The organism is Paracoccus sp. N5 (assembly GCF_000371965.1).
Taxonomy (GTDB): domain Bacteria; phylum Pseudomonadota; class Alphaproteobacteria; order Rhodobacterales; family Rhodobacteraceae; genus Paracoccus.
In genome coordinates this window covers 1,270,901-1,288,307 of record NZ_AQUO01000001.1, presented here as the reverse complement: position 1 = coordinate 1,288,307, position 17,407 = coordinate 1,270,901, and the positions used below count along the sequence as shown (strand labels likewise).

The 17,407-nt window shown below is 59.1% G+C and carries 9 protein-coding genes and 1 pseudogene; 9 read left to right on the top strand and 1 reads right to left on the bottom strand.

Annotation, left to right across the window (positions count from 1 at the left end; translation table 11 throughout):
- Nucleotide 1: 1 nt before the first annotated feature.
- From brxC to PARN5_RS21725, 9 genes are all read left to right on the top strand, one after another.
- Entirely contained in the window at nucleotides 2-3,535 is a 3,534-nt protein-coding gene (gene brxC / locus PARN5_RS0106405; protein WP_017998950.1) for a BREX system P-loop protein BrxC, read from the top strand.
- Complete coding sequence (gene pglX, locus PARN5_RS0106400) at nucleotides 3,535-7,056, top strand: BREX-1 system adenine-specific DNA-methyltransferase PglX (RefSeq protein ID WP_017998949.1); 3,522 nt, start codon at nucleotides 3,535-3,537, stop codon at nucleotides 7,054-7,056. Before brxC ends, pglX begins: the two co-directional genes overlap by 1 nt.
- Nucleotides 7,049-9,556 carry a BREX-1 system phosphatase PglZ type A gene (gene pglZ, locus PARN5_RS0106395; protein WP_017998948.1) on the top strand — a complete coding sequence of 836 codons (2,508 nt, stop codon included), beginning with the start codon at nucleotides 7,049-7,051 and terminating at the stop codon, nucleotides 9,554-9,556. The genes pglX and pglZ overlap by 8 nt, the downstream gene beginning before the upstream one ends.
- Before the next feature lie 7 nt (nucleotides 9,557-9,563).
- Nucleotides 9,564-11,672, top strand: coding sequence for a BREX system Lon protease-like protein BrxL (gene brxL, locus PARN5_RS0106390; RefSeq protein WP_017998947.1), 2,109 nt, complete (start codon nucleotides 9,564-9,566; stop codon nucleotides 11,670-11,672).
- Between the two features lie 323 nt (nucleotides 11,673-11,995).
- Nucleotides 11,996-12,424 carry a transposase gene (locus tag PARN5_RS0106385; protein ID WP_197029475.1) on the top strand — a complete coding sequence of 143 codons (429 nt, stop codon included), beginning with the start codon at nucleotides 11,996-11,998 and terminating at the stop codon, nucleotides 12,422-12,424.
- Entirely contained in the window at nucleotides 12,421-12,768 is a 348-nt protein-coding gene (gene tnpB / locus PARN5_RS0106380; RefSeq protein ID WP_017998945.1) for an IS66 family insertion sequence element accessory protein TnpB, read from the top strand. Before PARN5_RS0106385 ends, tnpB begins: the two co-directional genes overlap by 4 nt.
- Nucleotides 12,769-12,830: 62 nt before the next feature.
- Nucleotides 12,831-14,459 carry an IS66-like element ISPpa5 family transposase gene (locus PARN5_RS0106375; protein ID WP_017998944.1) on the top strand — a complete coding sequence of 543 codons (1,629 nt, stop codon included), beginning with the start codon at nucleotides 12,831-12,833 and terminating at the stop codon, nucleotides 14,457-14,459.
- Complete coding sequence (locus tag PARN5_RS0106370) at nucleotides 14,459-14,755, top strand: hypothetical protein (RefSeq protein ID WP_011746419.1); 297 nt, start codon at nucleotides 14,459-14,461, stop codon at nucleotides 14,753-14,755. The genes PARN5_RS0106375 and PARN5_RS0106370 overlap by 1 nt, the downstream gene beginning before the upstream one ends.
- A gap of 144 nt (nucleotides 14,756-14,899) precedes the next feature.
- Nucleotides 14,900-16,059 (top strand): IS3 family transposase gene (locus tag PARN5_RS21725; protein WP_085999840.1). Its coding sequence is split into 2 segments (ribosomal slippage): nucleotides 14,900-15,149 and nucleotides 15,149-16,059, totalling 1,161 coding nucleotides; the frame shifts between segments, so codons are not numbered across the junction.
- 25 nt (nucleotides 16,060-16,084) lie between these two features.
- Here the strand turns inward: PARN5_RS21725 and PARN5_RS0106355 are convergent.
- A pseudogene (locus PARN5_RS0106355) lies at nucleotides 16,085-17,340 on the bottom strand (IS3-like element ISPko4 family transposase); the annotation flags it as partial.
- Between the last annotated feature and the right edge of the window lie 67 nt (nucleotides 17,341-17,407).

Sequence of the window (17,407 nt, the reverse complement as noted above, 5' to 3'; positions counted from 1 at the left end):
GATGGCTACTCTTCTACGTGATATCTTTGCCAAGCCGGTCGACCGTTCGATCGATGGGGTGATCAAGGCTGACGACAAGGCCAGCCTCCTGACCGAGCTCGATGAATATGTCATCACCAATGAGATCGGCGCTCGGCTGGAGCAATTCCTCGACGCCTACAACAATTATGATACCGCGAACGGCGTGTGGATTTCTGGCTTCTTCGGGTCAGGTAAGTCTCACCTGCTGAAGATGCTCGCCCTTCTGCTGGAGAATGACGAGGTCGAAGGGCAGCGTCCCGTCGAAATCTTCGAACGCAAGCTCGCAGGGGACCCGATGTTGGCGGGAGCCTTGCGCAAGGCAGTCTCGATTCCGTCTAGGTCGGTCTTGTTCAATATCGACCAGAAGGCGGATGTGATCTCGAAGGCGGATGTCGATGCGCTCCTCGCGGTCTTCCAGAAGGTCTTTGACGAGATGTGCGGCTACTATGGCAAGCTCCCGCATATCGCGCAGTTCGAGCGTGATCTGGACAGTCGAGGCAAGCTCGATGCCTTCAAGGCGGCCTTTGCGCAGTCTTCCGGAAAGCCTTGGGAGCGCGGGCGCGAACAGGCTCTGATGGAAGGCAAGCACATTGCCGCCGCCTTTGCCGACGTCACGGGCGATGAGGTCAAGGATATTCTTGGCCAGTATCGTAAGGATACGAAGGTTTCGATCGAGGATTTCGCCAATATGGTGAAGTCGTGGATCGATGCGCAGGGGCCGAAGTTCCGGCTGAACTTCTTCGTCGATGAGGTGGGGCAGTATATCGCCGACAACGTCAAACTGATGACGAACCTGCAGACCATTGCCGAAAGCCTGAACACGAAATGCAAGGGGCAGGCCTGGATTGTTGTCACCGCCCAGCAGGACATGGGTTCGGTAATCGGGGATCTGACGGCGCAGCAGGAGAACGACTTCTCAAAGATCCAGGCACGCTTCGCCAACCGGATGCCGCTAAATTCTCAGGATGTGGCCGAAGTTATTCAGCGCCGCCTTCTGGCCAAGACCGAGGCGGGCAAAATTACCCTTGGCAATCTTTACGATGCGGAGGAAAACAACCTGCGCACTTTGTTCGATTTTGGCGATAACTCTTTCAAGTTCAAGAACTTCTCAGGAAAAGACCAGTTCGTCGCGAGCTATCCGTTCCCGAACTACCAGTATGACCTGTTCCAGCGCGCGATCATGGGCCTCTCGCAGCATAACGCCTTTGAGGGCAAGCACAGTTCGGTCGGCGAACGCTCTATGCTGGGGGTGTTTCAGGAGGTGGCCAAAAAGCTGGCCGACACGCCGGTTGGGGGGCTGGCGACCTTTGACCTGATGTTTGAGGGGATTCGCACCGCCCTGAAATCATCGGTTCAGCAGTCAATCCAACTGGCTGAAAAGAACCTTGGCGATGATTTTGCCGTGCGGGTGCTGAAGGTGTTGTTCCTTGTCAAATACGTCAAGGAATTCAAACCGACTGCCCGCAACATATCGATCCTCCTGCAGTCCCGGTTCGAGGCGGACCAGACGGAGCAGCGTCGCAATATCGAAGAGGCTTTGTCTCTTCTGGAGCGCCAGACGCTGATCCAGCGCAACGGCGAGGTCTATGAATTCCTCACCAATGAGGAAAAGGACGTCGAGGCCGAGATCAAGGCAATCGCCGTCGATCCCGCCGAGATAGAACGGCAGCTAGATGAACTGGCGTTCGGCGCGATCCTCCGTCACGGCAAGATCAAGCATGCCGGCACGGGCGTCGATTACGCTTTCACCCGCAAGCTTGACGGCCACAGCCTGAACCGGGAACATGAACTTTCCGTCAATATCATCTCGCCGTTCAGCGACGATTCCGACGCACCGGATGTGGTTCGTTCGAACAGCATGGCAAGCGATGAGATGGTTGTCCTGCTCGGGCGCGATGTGCGTTTTACACGCGATCTCGTACTGTGGCTCCAGACCGTAAAGTTTGCGCGTCAGGTCACCAGCGGCGACGCCCAGCCCGGACGTGATCGTATCATCGCGGAGAAGCGTGATCAGAATACACGCCGTGAAAAAGAGCTGGTGCAGCGTCTGCGCACTCTGATCGCGGATGCACGTCTTTTCGTGCGGGGGGCCGAGTTGGAAATCGGTGGCGAAGATCCGCAGGAACGGCTGGTCAAAGGTTTCCAGGTCTTGGTGGACAAGGTCTATACCAGCCTGCCTGTCCTGCGCGGCGCTACTTACACCGAAGCCGATCTTGGACGCGCCGGCCGTGTCGATGGTGGGCTTTTCGGCGGTGAAGGCAGCGGTCTGACCGAAGCCGAGCAGGACGTGCTGAATCACGCTCAGGCCCAGATGCGTCTTGGAACCCGGGTCTCAGTCAAGGCTCTGGTCGAGAAGTTCGGCGCAAAACCCTATGGCTGGCCTTCCATCGCGGTGCTGTGCCTGACCGCAAGCCTTGTTGCCCGCGGCAAACTTGAGGCGCGGGCTGACAGCACTCTGCTGGAAGGGGATGCGCTGGTGCAGCAGCTGCGCAACAGCCATGCCCTTGGCAATATCCTGCTCTCGCCGCAGATCGAGTTCACCGCTCCCCAGATCCGCAAATCTCGCGAACTGTTTCAGGCGCTGTTTGATCTGCCCGCCTCGGGCAATGACGCCCGTAGCTTGGGGGCGGAGTGGCAGGTGCAGTTGCGCAAGCTGATCAGCGAACTGGAAACTCTTGGCCGGCAGGCGACGGGCTATCCCTTCATCGCTGCCCTCGATCCGCTGCGGACCCTGCTCGACAGCATGCGCGACCAATCGGCGACATGGTTCATTACTGGCCCCGTCGGGCAGGAAGATCAGCTGCTGGATGCCAAGGAGGAGATCCTCGACAAAATTCGCAGTTTCATGTCCGGACCGCAGAAGGGCATCTATGATGAGGTGCGCGCTTTTCTGATGGCGCAGGATCAGAACGTCACATTTGTTGATAATTCTGCCGCTGATGCGTTGCGACAGGCGCTGGCCGATCCGCAGTGCTTCAAGGGGACGGCAATTCAGGAACTGAAGGCAGATTTCTACGCTCTGAAGGAGCGTATTGAACAGACGGTTCTGACAGAGCGTAACGCCGTTATCGCGGCGATCGAAGAGGTGGCCGTAAAAGCGGCCCAGACCTCGGAATTCCGTGCGCTCCCGCCAGAGCAGCAGACGCGTATCCGCGATGAGCTTGCCGCGCAGAAATCCAACGTCGCCTCGCAAACCCTGATCCCAGCCTTGCGCCATCGGGCGACAGAGGTGCGATCTAACCTTTTGGCTGACACGTTGACGCGGATCGCCGAACTAACGCCTGCACCGGCGCCCGCGCCGCAGCCCCAACCCGCAGGTGGCGTGGCCGCAGCTCAGGCCAAGCCATATGTTCCGCCAGCACCGACAAAGCCGCAATATATCAGGGCCCACTCGATTACCGTCTCCTTCGCGAAAACCTATCTCGAAGATGAGGACGATGTGACCCGCTACATTGATGAGATGAAAAAGACCCTGCTGGCCGAGATCGGCGCGGGCAAGAAAGTGATTGTCTGATGGATACCAACGCCCTGAAAAAATTTGCGCAAAGCGCGCGCAATCTGCTGATCGATCAGGTCACCGCTCGGCTGGACATGGTCCTGGCCGAGGGCGCAGCGGCCCGCCGCGAGCATCCCAAGGCGATTGCGAAGCTGGAGGCTGCGACCAACAGCAACCGCGCCCAAGTGATCGAACAGGCCGCCTATACATGGTTCAACCGCTTCACCGCGTTGCGCTTCATGGATGTGACGGGTCTGACCAACCCGCGTGTCGTATCACCCGCTGACGGTGCCACCCGGCCTGAGATTCTGGCGGAGGCGATGGCTGGCAACCTGCCGGATCGCGCTCGGCCCGAGATTGCGGAATACCTGAACGGCACTCGCCCTGCCCATGACGCGCAGGCAGAGGCCTATCGGTTGCTGCTGATCCATGCCTGCAACGAATGGCACGGCGTAATGCCTTATATGTTCGAGCGCGCCGACATGCTCGATCGGGCCGAAGATTATACCGAACTGCTGATGCCCGACGATCTTCTGTCGCCAGACAGCATCCTTGCCCGCCTGCGCAAGGTGATGACGGAAGATGCCTGCCAGGATGTCGAGATCATCGGCTGGCTTTACCAGTTCTATATCAGCGAGAAGAAGGATCAGGTCTTTGCGGGCCTGAAGAAGAACCAGAAGATCACGGCAGAAAATATCCCCGCCGCGACACAGCTGTTCACCCCGCACTGGATCGTCCGCTATCTGGTGGAAAACTCGCTGGGGCGGCTGTGGCTGCTCAATCGGCCCCAGTCGAAGCTGGCGGCGAAGATGGATTATTACATCGCGCCGGAAGAGCCGGAGACGAACTTCCTGAAGATTGCTCGGCCGGAAGAGATCAAAATCTGCGATCCGGCCTGTGGTTCGGGCCATATGCTGACCTATGCCTTTGACCTGCTCTATGAAATCTACGCCGAGGAAGGCCATGACGCGACCAATATCCCCAGCCTGATCCTGCAGCATAACTTGACGGGCATTGAGATCGACGACCGCGCCGGAGCGTTGGCAGCCTTCGCGCTGTCGATGAAAGCAGCGGCGAAATTGGGGCGGCGACGGTTCCTGCGTATGGAGGCCAAGCCTAATATCGTCGTGCTGCAAGATGTCCGTTTCACGCCTGCCGAGATGCAAGATGTGGTCGCGGTGTTGGGCAAGGACCTATTCACCGATGAACTGCGCGAGACGCTGGGGCAGTTTGAGCAGGCCAAGAACTTCGGCTCGTTGATCGTGCCGAAGCTGCGAGATCCGGCCGAGACGCGGCGGGTAGTGGAGGCGCGCGATTTGGGTGCTGATCTTCTGCTGAAGGAGGTGCAGGCGCGTATTGTCGCCGTGCTGCGCCTGGCCGAAGCACTGTCGCCGAAATATCATGTGGTGGTGGCCAACCCGCCCTATATGGACATCAGCAGCGCGAATCCCGTCTTGAAGGGCTGGGCTCTCGAGAAATACCCGGACAGTTCAGCCAACCTTTTCGCACTCTTCATGGAGCGAGGACTGAGAGCGACGCGTCAGAATGGTCTGCTGGCCATGATAAACATGCAAGCGTGGATGTTCCTGTCCTCTTTCTCCAAGCTGCGTAGAAAATTGCTTGCACGAAAGACGCTGCTTTCGATGGCTCATCTCGGAGAGAATGCATTTGATACCATTGGCGGAGACGTCGTCTCCACAACTGCTTTCGTCTTCGCGAATGGGAAGGACGATAATAAGAAATCCGAGTTTCTAAGGCTGGTTGAGGGGGCCACAGAGACAGAAAAGGCAAAGATATTCGCGATAGGAAAAGCAAAACGCTGCCCTCCTTATTTCTACGTGGCGGATATTGATGACTTCTCAAAGCTTCCCGGAGCGCCGCTATCTTATTGGGCAAGCCACGAGCTTCGAGAAACGTTCGCTAATTCGAAACCGCTTAAGGACTTCGCGAGCCCCCGAAAAGGTATGGTAACTGCCGACAACCCTCGCTTCATAAGGCAGTGGTATGAGGTAGAAGTTGCAAGGTTTGCGAGCGGGCTAGAAAGTCGTGACGCCGCTAAGGCGTCGGGAGCGAAGTGGTTCCCATACTTGAAGGGAGGGTCCTTCAGAAGGTGGTATGGCAACGTCGAGTGCGTGGTAAACTGGGGGAATGACGGCGCTGAACTCCTAAACATGAAGGGCAATGGTTACAAAGTTGGGTCAACGAACCACAACCTTGAGTATATCTTTAAACCAGCTCTTTCATGGACGAAGATCACTACTGGATTGGTCAGCTTTAGATCCACAGGGCATGGATTTCTTTTTGACGATGCATCCGGCCTTTGCCCAATAAACGATGTCTCCATGCAGGCACAGTTCGCTGCATTACTCAACTCGCCAGTTGTTTACTCAACTTTAGGAGCGCTGAACCCAACGCTGAATGTGAACCCCGGTAACCTCGCGGATATTCCAGTATCGTTGCCTACAGGGACAGGCACCGTCGCCCAGAAGTGTATAGACACCGCTCAAGCCGACTGGAACTCCTACGAAACTTCTTGGGATTTCACTACCCTTCCGCTGCTTTCGCCTGACCACCACGCCGAGACGCTGGCAGCCACCTACGTCAACCTCCGTGCCTATTGGCAGGGCATGACGGATGAAATGCAGCGGCTGGAGGAAGAGAACAACCGCATCTTCATCGAGGCCTATGGCTTGCAGGACGAGCTCACCCCCGAGGTGCCGATTGAGGAAATCACCCTCACTTGCAACCCGGCCTATCGCTATGGCGTGAAAGGCACGGAGGAGGACCGCGAGGCACGGCTGCGCGAGGATACGGTGGCCGAATTCCTTCACTATGCCGTGGGCTGTATGTTCGGGCGCTACAGTCTCGACGCGCCTGGTCTGATCCTCGCCAATCAGGGCGAGGGGATCGAGGAGTATCTGGCCCGCGTGCCGGAACCGACGTTCGCGCCGGACCGCGACAATGTCATACCGGTGCTGGATGCCGACTGGTTCGCCGATGACATCGTCACGCGAGCCCGCGATTTCCTGCGCGTTACCTTTGGCGAGGCGAAGTTTCGCGAAAACCTCGCCTTCGTTGAGGCGGCACTCGGCAAGGATTTGCGCCGCTGGTTCACAAAGGATTTCTTCGACTATCATGTGCGCCGCTATAAAAAGCGCCCAATCTATTGGATGTTCTCCAGCCCCAAGGGCAGCTTCAATGCGCTGATCTATATGCACCGCTACCGGCCCGACACGGTCTCGGTCGTGCTGAACCAGTATCTGCGCGAGTTCATCCACAAGCTGGAAGTCGAACGTGCCCGACTGGAAAAGCTAGCTGATGATCCGAACGCCACGCAAAGCGCCCGCACCAAGGCGCAGAAGGACATTGGCACGGTCATCAAGCAGATCGCCGAGCTGACCGAATGGGAACGTGATGTCGTCTACCCCATGGCACAGAAAAAGATCGCCATCGATCTCGATGACGGGGTCAAGCGTAACTATCCGCTGTTCGCTGGCGCGCTGAAGCCGATCAAGGGACTGGAGGTTGCCGATGACTGATCGCATCACCGCCGGCCTGATGCGGCTCTATGAGGATCAGGGGCACCGCATTGTATTCTGGTATGATGCCGCCCGCGATCTGCGCGCGGCGTTCGATGCGGTAGACCTGCCCGGCGTGACCAAGGTGGAGATCGCCAACAACGAATTCGGCCTGAAATATCGCATGCTGCGGCAGGAGCCGAAGGAGCGGTTCTTGCTCTACAAGGATGGCCCCGAGCCCCCGATGACCGAAAACTGGCTGTTGGATGTGCAATTGGCCAGTGCCGTTTTTCGTGCTGATCAGGCTGCGATCTGGGTGGCGGATTTGGGTATCCCGGCGAAATACGAAGCCGCCGTGCGCGAACACGCCGAATTCTACCGTTCCGGTAAGCGGTTGGAAGCGCTGCGGGAGATCGAGCATGAACGCCCGTCACAAAGCGCCAACGAAGTCCGGCGTAAGATGCTGGCCGTTTGCGCGGGAACGGATGGCGATCTGGATACTGTGATCGAGGCGTTGCTAGCCGAACTTGCTGAAGACCATGATGATGCACTCCGGCTTATTGACCGGGTCGGGCTGTCAGACTTCTTCTGGAAAGAGGTTTCCGCACGCTACGGCTATACGCCGGATATCCCGGATTTTCAGGATTTCGCCATCACGCTGTTTTCCAGCGCCTGGGCACGGGCCATGGGGGAGGCTGCGCCGCTGAATACCGACGCGGCCCTGATGTTCCGTCGCTGGAGCACCTCCCGCCGGTGGGGTGAGGCGTTTGAGAAGCTATCTGGCGACTACCAGGATGTGCTGAAGATCAAAGATGATCTGGCCTCCCGCGATTTCCGCGTCCTGATCCCGCATGACCACTTCGAGGAAGTCGATCGCCGTATCATCGTGGCCATTGTTGAGGGGCTGGCGCAGCAGAGCCTGCCGGCGACGGATGTGTTGAAATGGGTGCGTGATCGCCGACAGAGCCATTGGTATAGCCGTTACGCCGATGTCTATCAGGCCATTGGCTATGCGACCGAGTTTCAGCAGGCGCTGGCCGAGGCTGATCTGACGATGACCAGCCTGTCCGATGGTGTGAAGCGCTATTCCGCAAGCTGGTTTCGACTGGACCAGCTCTATCGCAAGTTCATCTATCACATGCAGAAAAGCGGTCAGTCCGGTCTGCTGTCGGCGCTCTATGAGGCGGTTGAGAACCGCTACACCACGAATTTCGTGCTCAAGTTGAACGATGCCTGGCAGGATCAGGTGGCTCGCCTCACGGACTGGGCGGTCCCGGGCTTTCCACGTCAGGTGGATTTTTACCGGGGGCAGGCTGCTGAATACCGGCGCAAGGATCAGAAGGTCGTTGTCATTATCTCGGATGCGCTGCGCTATGAGGTGGCCGAAGAGGCACTGCGCGAGATACGCAAGCTCAATCGGTTCGATGCTGAACTGAAGCCGATGATCGGGGTTTTGCCGAGCTACACGCAGCTTGGTATGGCGGCGCTGTTGCCGCACCGACAACTGGCGATCCGCGACGACAATGATCTGGTGCTGCTGGACGGTGAAAGCACCATGGGCGCTGCCGCTCGTGAAAAGGCGCTGGCTGCTGGCCGTGCTGGAGACCGGGTAAAGGTTCTGGCGGCCAAGGATTTCATGAATCTTGGATCGTCAGAGGGCAAAGACCTCTTCCGAGATCACGACATCCTGTATCTCTACCACAATCAGATTGACGCAATTGGCGACAAGCTCGCCACCGAAGAGAATGTTCCCGCAGCGGCAGAGACCGCCATTGAGGATCTGGTGAAGCTGGTGCGCAAGCTGACCTCCGCCAATTTCTCGAACATCCTGATCACGGCGGATCATGGGTTCCTGTGGCAACACAAGGCTTTGGAAGAGAGCGGTTTTGCGCTGAGCGAGCCGGAAGGCGACATCGTTACAAGCAACCGGCGCTATGTGATCGGACGTGGCCTCAGCAGCAGCGGTGGCATGAAGAAGTTTACGGCTGCCCAGCTTGGCCTGGAGGGTGATCAGGACATCCTGATCCCGAACTCGATCAACCGCCTGCGCGTAAAGGGATCAGGCAGCCGCTTTGTCCACGGCGGCGCAAGCCTGCAGGAGATCGTCCTGCCAGTCCTGCGTGTGGGCAAGCAGCGCAAGGAGGATGTCGGGCAGGTGTCGGTGCAGATCATTCCGCCAGCCCGCGCCCAGATCACCACGGGTCAGATCCAGGTCACCTTCTATCAGGCGGAGCCAGTTACCGAGAAGCAGCAGCCCCGACAGGTGCATGCTGCGATCTTTGCTGACGATGGATCGCTCATCTCTGACGAAGCCGAGCTGGAATTCGATTTCGTGTCGGAGAATCCCCGTGAGCGCGAGCTGTCGCGGAGCTTCCTGCTGTCCAAGGCGGCAGACGCCTATAACAATCAGACAGTCTTCCTGAAGCTGCGAACGCGCATCGGCAAGACCAGCCATTTCGAAGATCACGCTTCGCAGCCGCTGCTGCTGAAACGCGGGATCAGTACAGATTTCGATTTCTGAGGTGCCGATGTCGACCCTTGATGACAAGATCAACGAGCATTTTGCCGGTTTCGTGGTCCGTAAGGACCTGGTGAAGGCCGTGAAGGGGAACGCCATTGTTCCCACCTATGTGCTCGAATACCTGCTCGGCCAATATTGTGCGACCGACGACGAAGCCTCGATTGCGACAGGCATCGAGACGGTCAAGGACATCCTGCGCAAGCACTATGTCCATCGTTCCGAAGCGGGGCTGGTCCAGTCGACGATCAAGGAACGCGGTCGCTACAAGGTCATCGATCAGGTCAGCGTGGCGCTGAACGAAAAGACCGATGCCTATGAGGCGGTCTTCGAAAACCTCGGAATAAAGCGGGTCGCCATCGACAGCGCCACGGTCAAGGCGCACCCGAAACTGCTGGTAACGGGTATCTGGTGCATCGCCGATGTGCAGTACGAGTTCTCGGAAGACAGCCGGATTTCCCCCTGGATCATCGACACGCTGAAACCGATCCAGATCGCCCGTGTGGACTATGACGGCTATCGCGAGACGCGGGACAAGTTCACCACCGAAGAATGGATCGATCTTCTGATGCAGAGCATCGGCTTTGATCCGTCCCTGTTCGGGCGCAGGTCAAAACTTTTGCAGTTGCTGCGCCTGGTCCCCTTCGTCGAGCGGAACTACAACCTCATCGAGCTAGGTCCAAAGGGCACAGGCAAATCGCATGTCTATTCCGAGTTTTCGCCCCATGGTCAGCTGATTTCCGGCGGCGAGATCACGGTTCCTAAGCTCTTCGTGAACAACTCCAATGGGCGGATCGGATTGGTTGGCTATTGGGATGTCGTGGCCTTTGATGAGTTTGCCGGCCGTGAGAAGACGGCCAACAAGGCACTTGTCGACATCATGAAAAACTACATGGCGAACAAGCAGTTCTCGCGCGGGGTAAATCCGATGGGCGCCGAGGCGAGTTTCGCCTTCGTCGGGAACACCGACCACAATGTGCCTTTCATGCTAAAAAACAGCGACCTCTTTGAGGCACTGCCACCCCAGTTCCATGACTCGGCCTTCATCGACCGCCTGCATGCCTACTTGCCCGGCTGGGAAATCGACGTGATCCGCGGCGAGATGTTCACCAAGGGGTACGGCTTCATTGTCGACTATCTGGCCGAAATCTTGCGTCACCTGCGGCAGGAGGATTTTTCACATCGGCCAGACCTGCATTTCAAGATCAGCGAGAAAATTTCGACGCGAGATCGGGATGCAATCTACAAGACCATGTCCGGGCTTCTAAAGCTGATCTTCCCAAATGGCGGCGAGACAGCGGAAGATGTCGAAGAACTACTTCGGCTTGCCATGGAAAGCCGCAAGCGCGTGAAAGACCAGCTAGCTCGCATCGACAGCACCTATCCCGAGGTCGATTTTTACTACCTCGGATCCGACGGCACCAAGCGGCGTGTAACAACGGTCGAGGAAGAAGAATACCCGCAGTTCTACTATCTCAAGCCAGCGCTGGATCCCAAGGAACAGGAACAGACCGAGACGTCGACTGATGGTGGCGATGCCGCTTCGGACGCTGGTGGAGCGGGATCAGCTTCCGGCACCGCGGCAGAGCCCATTCTTGCGGCCAAGACAGACGTAAAACCTGCTCTGGAAGAAGGGCATCACGTCTTCACTGAGGATCGCAAGGGGATCAGCTACGATCGCCTCTTTGGCCCATACATTGCGGGCGCATCCAAGATTATCGTGACGGACCCCTATGTGCGGTTCTTCTACCAGATCCGAAACATGATGGAATTCGTCGAAATGGTCATTCGGCGCAAGTCGCCCGAGGACCAGATCAGCGTTCATCTCGTAACCGGTCCTGATGATGGCAACGTCGCGAAACAACGTGAATTGCTGGATTCAATCGCGGACGCCTGCGTCGGCTCTGGCGTTGCGTTCACATGGGCCTTTGATGGCACAGGGACCGCGCATGCGCGCGATATCGTTACCGACACCGGCTGGAAAATCGTTCTGGATCGCGGTCTCGATATTTTCCAGGCACCCATCAGAAAGGACGGGTTTTCACTTGGGGACCGTTTGCAGGAGCACCGGGTCATCAAGGGCTTCTATGTGACCTATGTGCGAAATGGTGAGGGGTAAGGCCTATGTTTCGTGTTGATAAAGATGACAACTCGATCAAGCCCCTCAAGGCACTTTGCTTTTCCGAATTGGGCTTCAAGGAACGCCAGCATCTGCAGGAATGGATCGCGAACTATCCGTCTTGCTTGGACGAAGACTGTCCGTCGTCAGAACATTTGGCTCAGATCGGGGCTTAGATTAGCGGAGAGCGGGCCTCGTCTTGGGGTTGATGTTATGCGGCGAGCTTGCGGTGCTGCAAGCGCCGATGTTCGATGGTCTTTCGTTTGATCGTAACGGCCCGATTGTTACCGCCTGCCTGAGTTTGGGCTGATGGATTAAGGCACGTGCATAGTGACGTCGTTAATGACGTGTCTTATGCGGGTGTGGGGATGCGGGGCGATATTCTTGGACTGGAGCGGCGGCGGCGGTGGAGCGACGAGGAGAAGCTCGAGATCGTTTTGTCGGTCGGCGTGGACGGGGCGACGGTGACGCAGGTTGCACAGCGGCACGATGTGACGCGGCAGCAAATCTATGCCTGGCGGCACCAACTGAAGAAGAAGGGCGTGGTTTCGGCGTCTCCGGAGACGCTGTTTCTGCCGGTTGGATTGGACCGGCCCACGGAATTGGTGATGCAGACAGCGGCCATCTGCACAGGAGCGCCTCGGCCTGCCCAGATCGAGTTGCAGTTGGCGAATGGTCGCTGCCTGCGCTTCGATCCGGCTCTGGATACCGTGACGCTGACACATGTGATCCGTGCGGTGGAAGGGGCATGATCGGGCCGGGAACCGGCGTTCGTGTCTATCTGGCCTGCGGCGTGACAGATATGAGGAAGGGGCTCGCCGGGCTGGCAGCACTTGCCCAGGATGTTCTGCGCCAGAAGCCGACCGGCGGTGCGGTCTTTGCATTCCGTGGGCGTCGCGGCGACAGGTTGAAATTGCTTCATTGGGATGGGCAGGGCTTCTGCCTGTATTACAAGGTGCTGGAGAAGGGGCGCTTTCCCTGGCCGATGCGCGGGGATGGTGCGGTTCGCCTGACCTCGGCGCAGCTGGCCATGCTGTGGGAAGGCATTGACTGGCGCAGGCCGGATTGGGGCGCGCCACCGGCCCGGGTGGGCTGATTTACCCTGCTAAAACGCCTTGTTTTTATGGCAATTTTGCCTGCCTTGTGGTAGGTGGGCGCATGTCGAATGCGGCCCAGACCCTTCCTGATGATCCGGCGCTTCTGAAGTCGCTGATCGCGGCGTTGCAGGCGGAAAACGCGAAGATCTCGGCCACGTTGCGCGCCCATGACCAGTTGATCCAGTCCCTGCGGCTGCGCATTGCCAGGCTGAAGAAGCAGGTCTTCGGCCAGTCCTCGGAAAAGATCGAGCGCGAGATCGAACAGCTGGAGCTGGCGCTCGAGGATCTCATGATCGCAGCGGCCGAAGGCCAGCCTGACGTCGTGAACGACGGCCAAAACGATGATGGGCTGGAATCGGCACCTGCCGATGAAGCTGCCGAGCGCCCATCCCGCCGACGTCCCCGGGTCTCGGACAGCACGCCGCGCGAGCGGCGGGAGCTCGACCCCGGCAGTTGCTGCCCCGATTGCGGCGGCGATTTGCGCCTGGTGGGCGAAGATGTCAGCGAGATGCTGGATCTGATCGCGGCACAATTGAAGGTTGTCCAGATCGCCCGCCTGAAAAAGTCCTGCCGCCGCTGTGAACGCATGGTGCAGATGCCGGCCCCCAGCCGGCCGATCCCCGGCAGCATGGCCGGTGCGAACCTGCTCGCCCACATCCTCGTCTCCAAGTTTGACGACCACCTTCCGCTTTATCGCCAGCACGAGATCTTCACCCGGATGGGCGCCGACATCCCGGACAGTACCTTGGTCGACTGGTGCGGTCGCGCCATGAAGGTGCTGGCACCGCTGATCGAGCGGATCGAGGTGGATGTGATGGCCAGCGACCTCCTTCATGCCGATGACACACCGATCCGGGTGCTGGATCGCGCGGGCCGCGACAAGGGGGTGGGCAAGGGTGTGAAGAAGGGCCGGATCTGGGCCTATGTCCGCGATCAGCGCCCTTGGGCAGGCGCCTCACCGCCCGGCGCGGTCTATGCCTTCGCGCCCGACTGGAAGGAAGAGCACGTCCACGGCCATCTCGCCAACACCCGCGGCATTCTCCAGGCCGATGGCTACAAGGGTTATGCCAAGCTCTATGAACCGGAACCCGACGGGAAGCCCCGCCTTCGGGAGGCCGCGTGTTGGGCTCACCTGAGGCGTGACTTCCATGATGAATGGACCAAGACCAAATCAACGATCGCCCGCGAGGCACTCGACCGTATCGGCGCGCTCTATGACATCGAGCGGGAGATCACCGGCCATCCCGCCGATATCCGCCTTGCCGCGCGCCGGAAACACAGCGTTCCGAAGGTCGAGGTCTTCTTCGCCTGGTCAGAGCAGCAGCTCTCGCGGATCCCCGGCAAGGGCGATCTGGCCAAGGCCTTTCGTTACGGGCTGAGCCGCCGGGACGCTTTCAGCCTGTTCCTTGAGGACGGCCGGGTGGCGATCGACAACAATCCTGCCGAGCGCGCGCTGCGCCCGATCGGTGTCGGGCGCCGCAACTGGCTCTTCGCCGGTGCGGATACCGGAGCCGAAACGCTGGCCCGCGCCATGACCATCGTTGAAACCGCCAAGATGAACGGCCTGGACCCCCAAGCCTATCTGGCCGACATCCTGGCCCGCATCCATGATCACAAGATCAATCGGCTCGACGATCTGTTGCCCTGGAACTGGTCGCCGCTGCCCTCCGCCCTGCACGAGGCCGCCTGATGGCAACCGTCACCCACGTCTGCACCCTCGACTACATCGCAAAGATGCTGGGCGAAGACCCCGAGCTTCTCAAAGCCATCGTCTACAACGACGACAACCTGACCTATGGCTCGATCATCAGCGTCTATACCGGCCCGGATGACACCGTCACCGCCCTGACCGATGACGGTATCGATGAACTGAAAGACATGCTCAGGGACGCGCGCATCACCACCGAAACCTGGCACGCGTTCCTCGACGACTTTGTCGATGACGCGGAACTCGTCGCCCGCATCAAGGCTCAGTCGCCGCGGTAACAATCGGCCGGTTACGTTTGATCCTTTCGCGCTGTTTGATGATGTCCGGCGCCCTGCCGAAGTAGGCGTCAGCCGGCGTGACCTGCCCCCCACGAAGTCCCGCACCATGATGTAGAGTCTGCTCAACCCTGAAGGAGCAGACGAATGCGAAAGAGCCGTTTCACCGAGGCGCAGATTATCGGGATGATCAAAGAACAGGAGACCGGGATGCCGACGGCTGAGGTTTGCCGCAGGCATGGCCTTAGCCCGGCGACGTTCTACAAGCTGAAGTCCAAGTATGGCGGCATGGAGGTATCCGAGGCAGCCAGGCTGAAGGCGCTTGAGGACGAGAACGCCAAGCTGAAGCGCCTGCTGGCCGACACGATGCTCGACAACGTCGTCCTGAAAGACCTGCTGGGAAAGAACTGACGACGCTGACCAAGCGGCGAGAGGCAGCGCTGCGGGCGATGCGGGATCACGATATCTCGCAGCGCCGGGCCTGCCGGCTTGTCGGTGTCGATCCCAAGACGGTCCGGCGCACACGCCCGCCGGACTGCCCCGAGATCCGCGAGGAGATGAAGGACATCGCCGGGAAGCGGCGCCGGTTCGGCTATCGCCGGATCGGCGTGCTGCTCGAACGCAAGGGCATGATCATGAACCACAAGAAGCTCTATCGGCTCTACCGGGAGGAAGGGCTGTCGGTGAAGCGACGACGCGGGCGCAAGCGGGCCCGCGGCACACGCACGCCGATGCCGCAGGCGGCGCGTCCCAATGCCCGCTGGTCGCTCGACTTCCTGGCGGACAGCTTCGGCGCCTCGCGCAAGTTCCGCATCCTGGCGGTGATCGACGATTGCTGTCGCGAGAACCTGTGCCTGATCGCCGATACCAGCATCTCGGGCGCTCGTGTCGCCCGAGAGCTGGATGCGCTGGTCAGGATCTACGGGAAACCCGCCTGCATCGTCAGCGACAACGGGACCGAGTTCACCAGTCGAGCCATCCTGAGGTGGGCCGATCAGAACGCCGTCCCTTGGCACTACATCGATCCAGGCAAGCCACAGCAGAACGCCTTCATCGAGTCGTTCAACGGCAGCCTGCGCGACGAGCTTCTGAACGAGGAGATCTTCGATACCCTGGACGACGCCCGCCGGAAGCTGGCGCTCTGGCGCTACGATTACAACACCGTCAGGCCGCATTCATCGCTCGGCAACCAAGCGCCGCTCGAGGCGCGCCGGACGCTTGAGCAATTTGAGAGCTCCGCTCCCGGCGCGCTTGCCCAAACCGACCAACCCAACTACCAATCCCAAACCCGCAGACTCTCGTTATGAACGAGGGACCACCGGGGGGCAGGTCAGGCGTCACGTTGTTCAGGCTCTCATGGTAGCGCTGGTGGTTGTAGTGCTCGACGAAGGCCTCGATCTGGGCCTCGAGATCACCGGGCAGGAAGTAATTTTCTAGCAGGATTCGGTTCTTCAGGGTCTGGTGCCAGCGCTCGATCTTGCCCTGGGTCTGGGGATGGCACGGGGCGCCGCGGATATGGCTCATCTTTTTGGCCTCGATGTATTCGGCCAGTTCGCCCGCTATGTAGCTCGGGCCGTTGTCCGATAGCAGTCGCGGCTTGTGCAGCACGGTGGCGCAGTCGCGGCCCGAGGCGGCGAGTGCGAGGTCCAGCGTGTCGGTCACATCCTCGGCCCGCATGTTGGAGCATAGCTTCCAGGCGATGATGTAGCGCGAGAAGTCGTCAAGCACCGTCGACAGATACATCCAGCCCCAGCCGATGATCTTGAAGTAGGTGAAGTCGGTCTGCCACATCTCGTTCGGCCGTGTGGTCTTGGTGTGGAACTGATCGGCCGCCTTGATCACGACATAGGCCGGGCTGGTGATCAGGTCATGGGCCTTGAGCAGACGGTAGACCGTGGCTTCGGACACAAAGTATTGGCGTTCATCGGTAAATCGCACGGCCAGTTCGCGCGGGCTGAGATCGGTCGCCTCCAACGCCATCTCGACGATCTGGTCCCGGATATCCTCGCCGATGCGGTTCCACACCCGGCTCGGCGCCGAAGGGCGATCCTCCAGCGCTTCCGGCTCGCCTTCCCGGTAACGATCATACCAGCGGTAGAAGGTCCGGCGGGCAATGCCGAGGTGATCCAGCGTCTGCCTGGCGGGCAGGTGCGACTGTTCGACGATCCGGATGATCTCGAGCTTCTCGGATGCGGGATACCTCATTCGTCGTCGCCCCCATCCGCGATCATGCTTTTTTTAAGCAAACGGTTTTCGAGCGTCAGGTCCGCCACACATTCCTTCAGGGCACGGGCTTCGCGGCGCAGATCCTGAACCTCACCGGTGGTCGCGGCACGGGCGGTATCGCCGGCGAGCCGGCGCTTGCCCGCTTCCATGAACTCCTTTGACCAAGTGTAATACAGGCTCTGGGCGATGCCCTCTTTGCGGCACAACTCGGCGATGCTGTCGTCACCGCGAAGTCCTTCCAGCACGATCCGGATCTTGTCTTCAGCTGAGAAGTGCCGACGGGTCTGACGCCGAATGTCCTTGACCACCCGCTCAGCAGGGGACTTGGCCGGCAATTTTGTATTGGAGGATTTGGGCTTCATCTTCGTTCCTTCGTCACTACGACGAAGCCCAAATCCTCCTTAAATCACAACCTCAAATCTGTGCCAT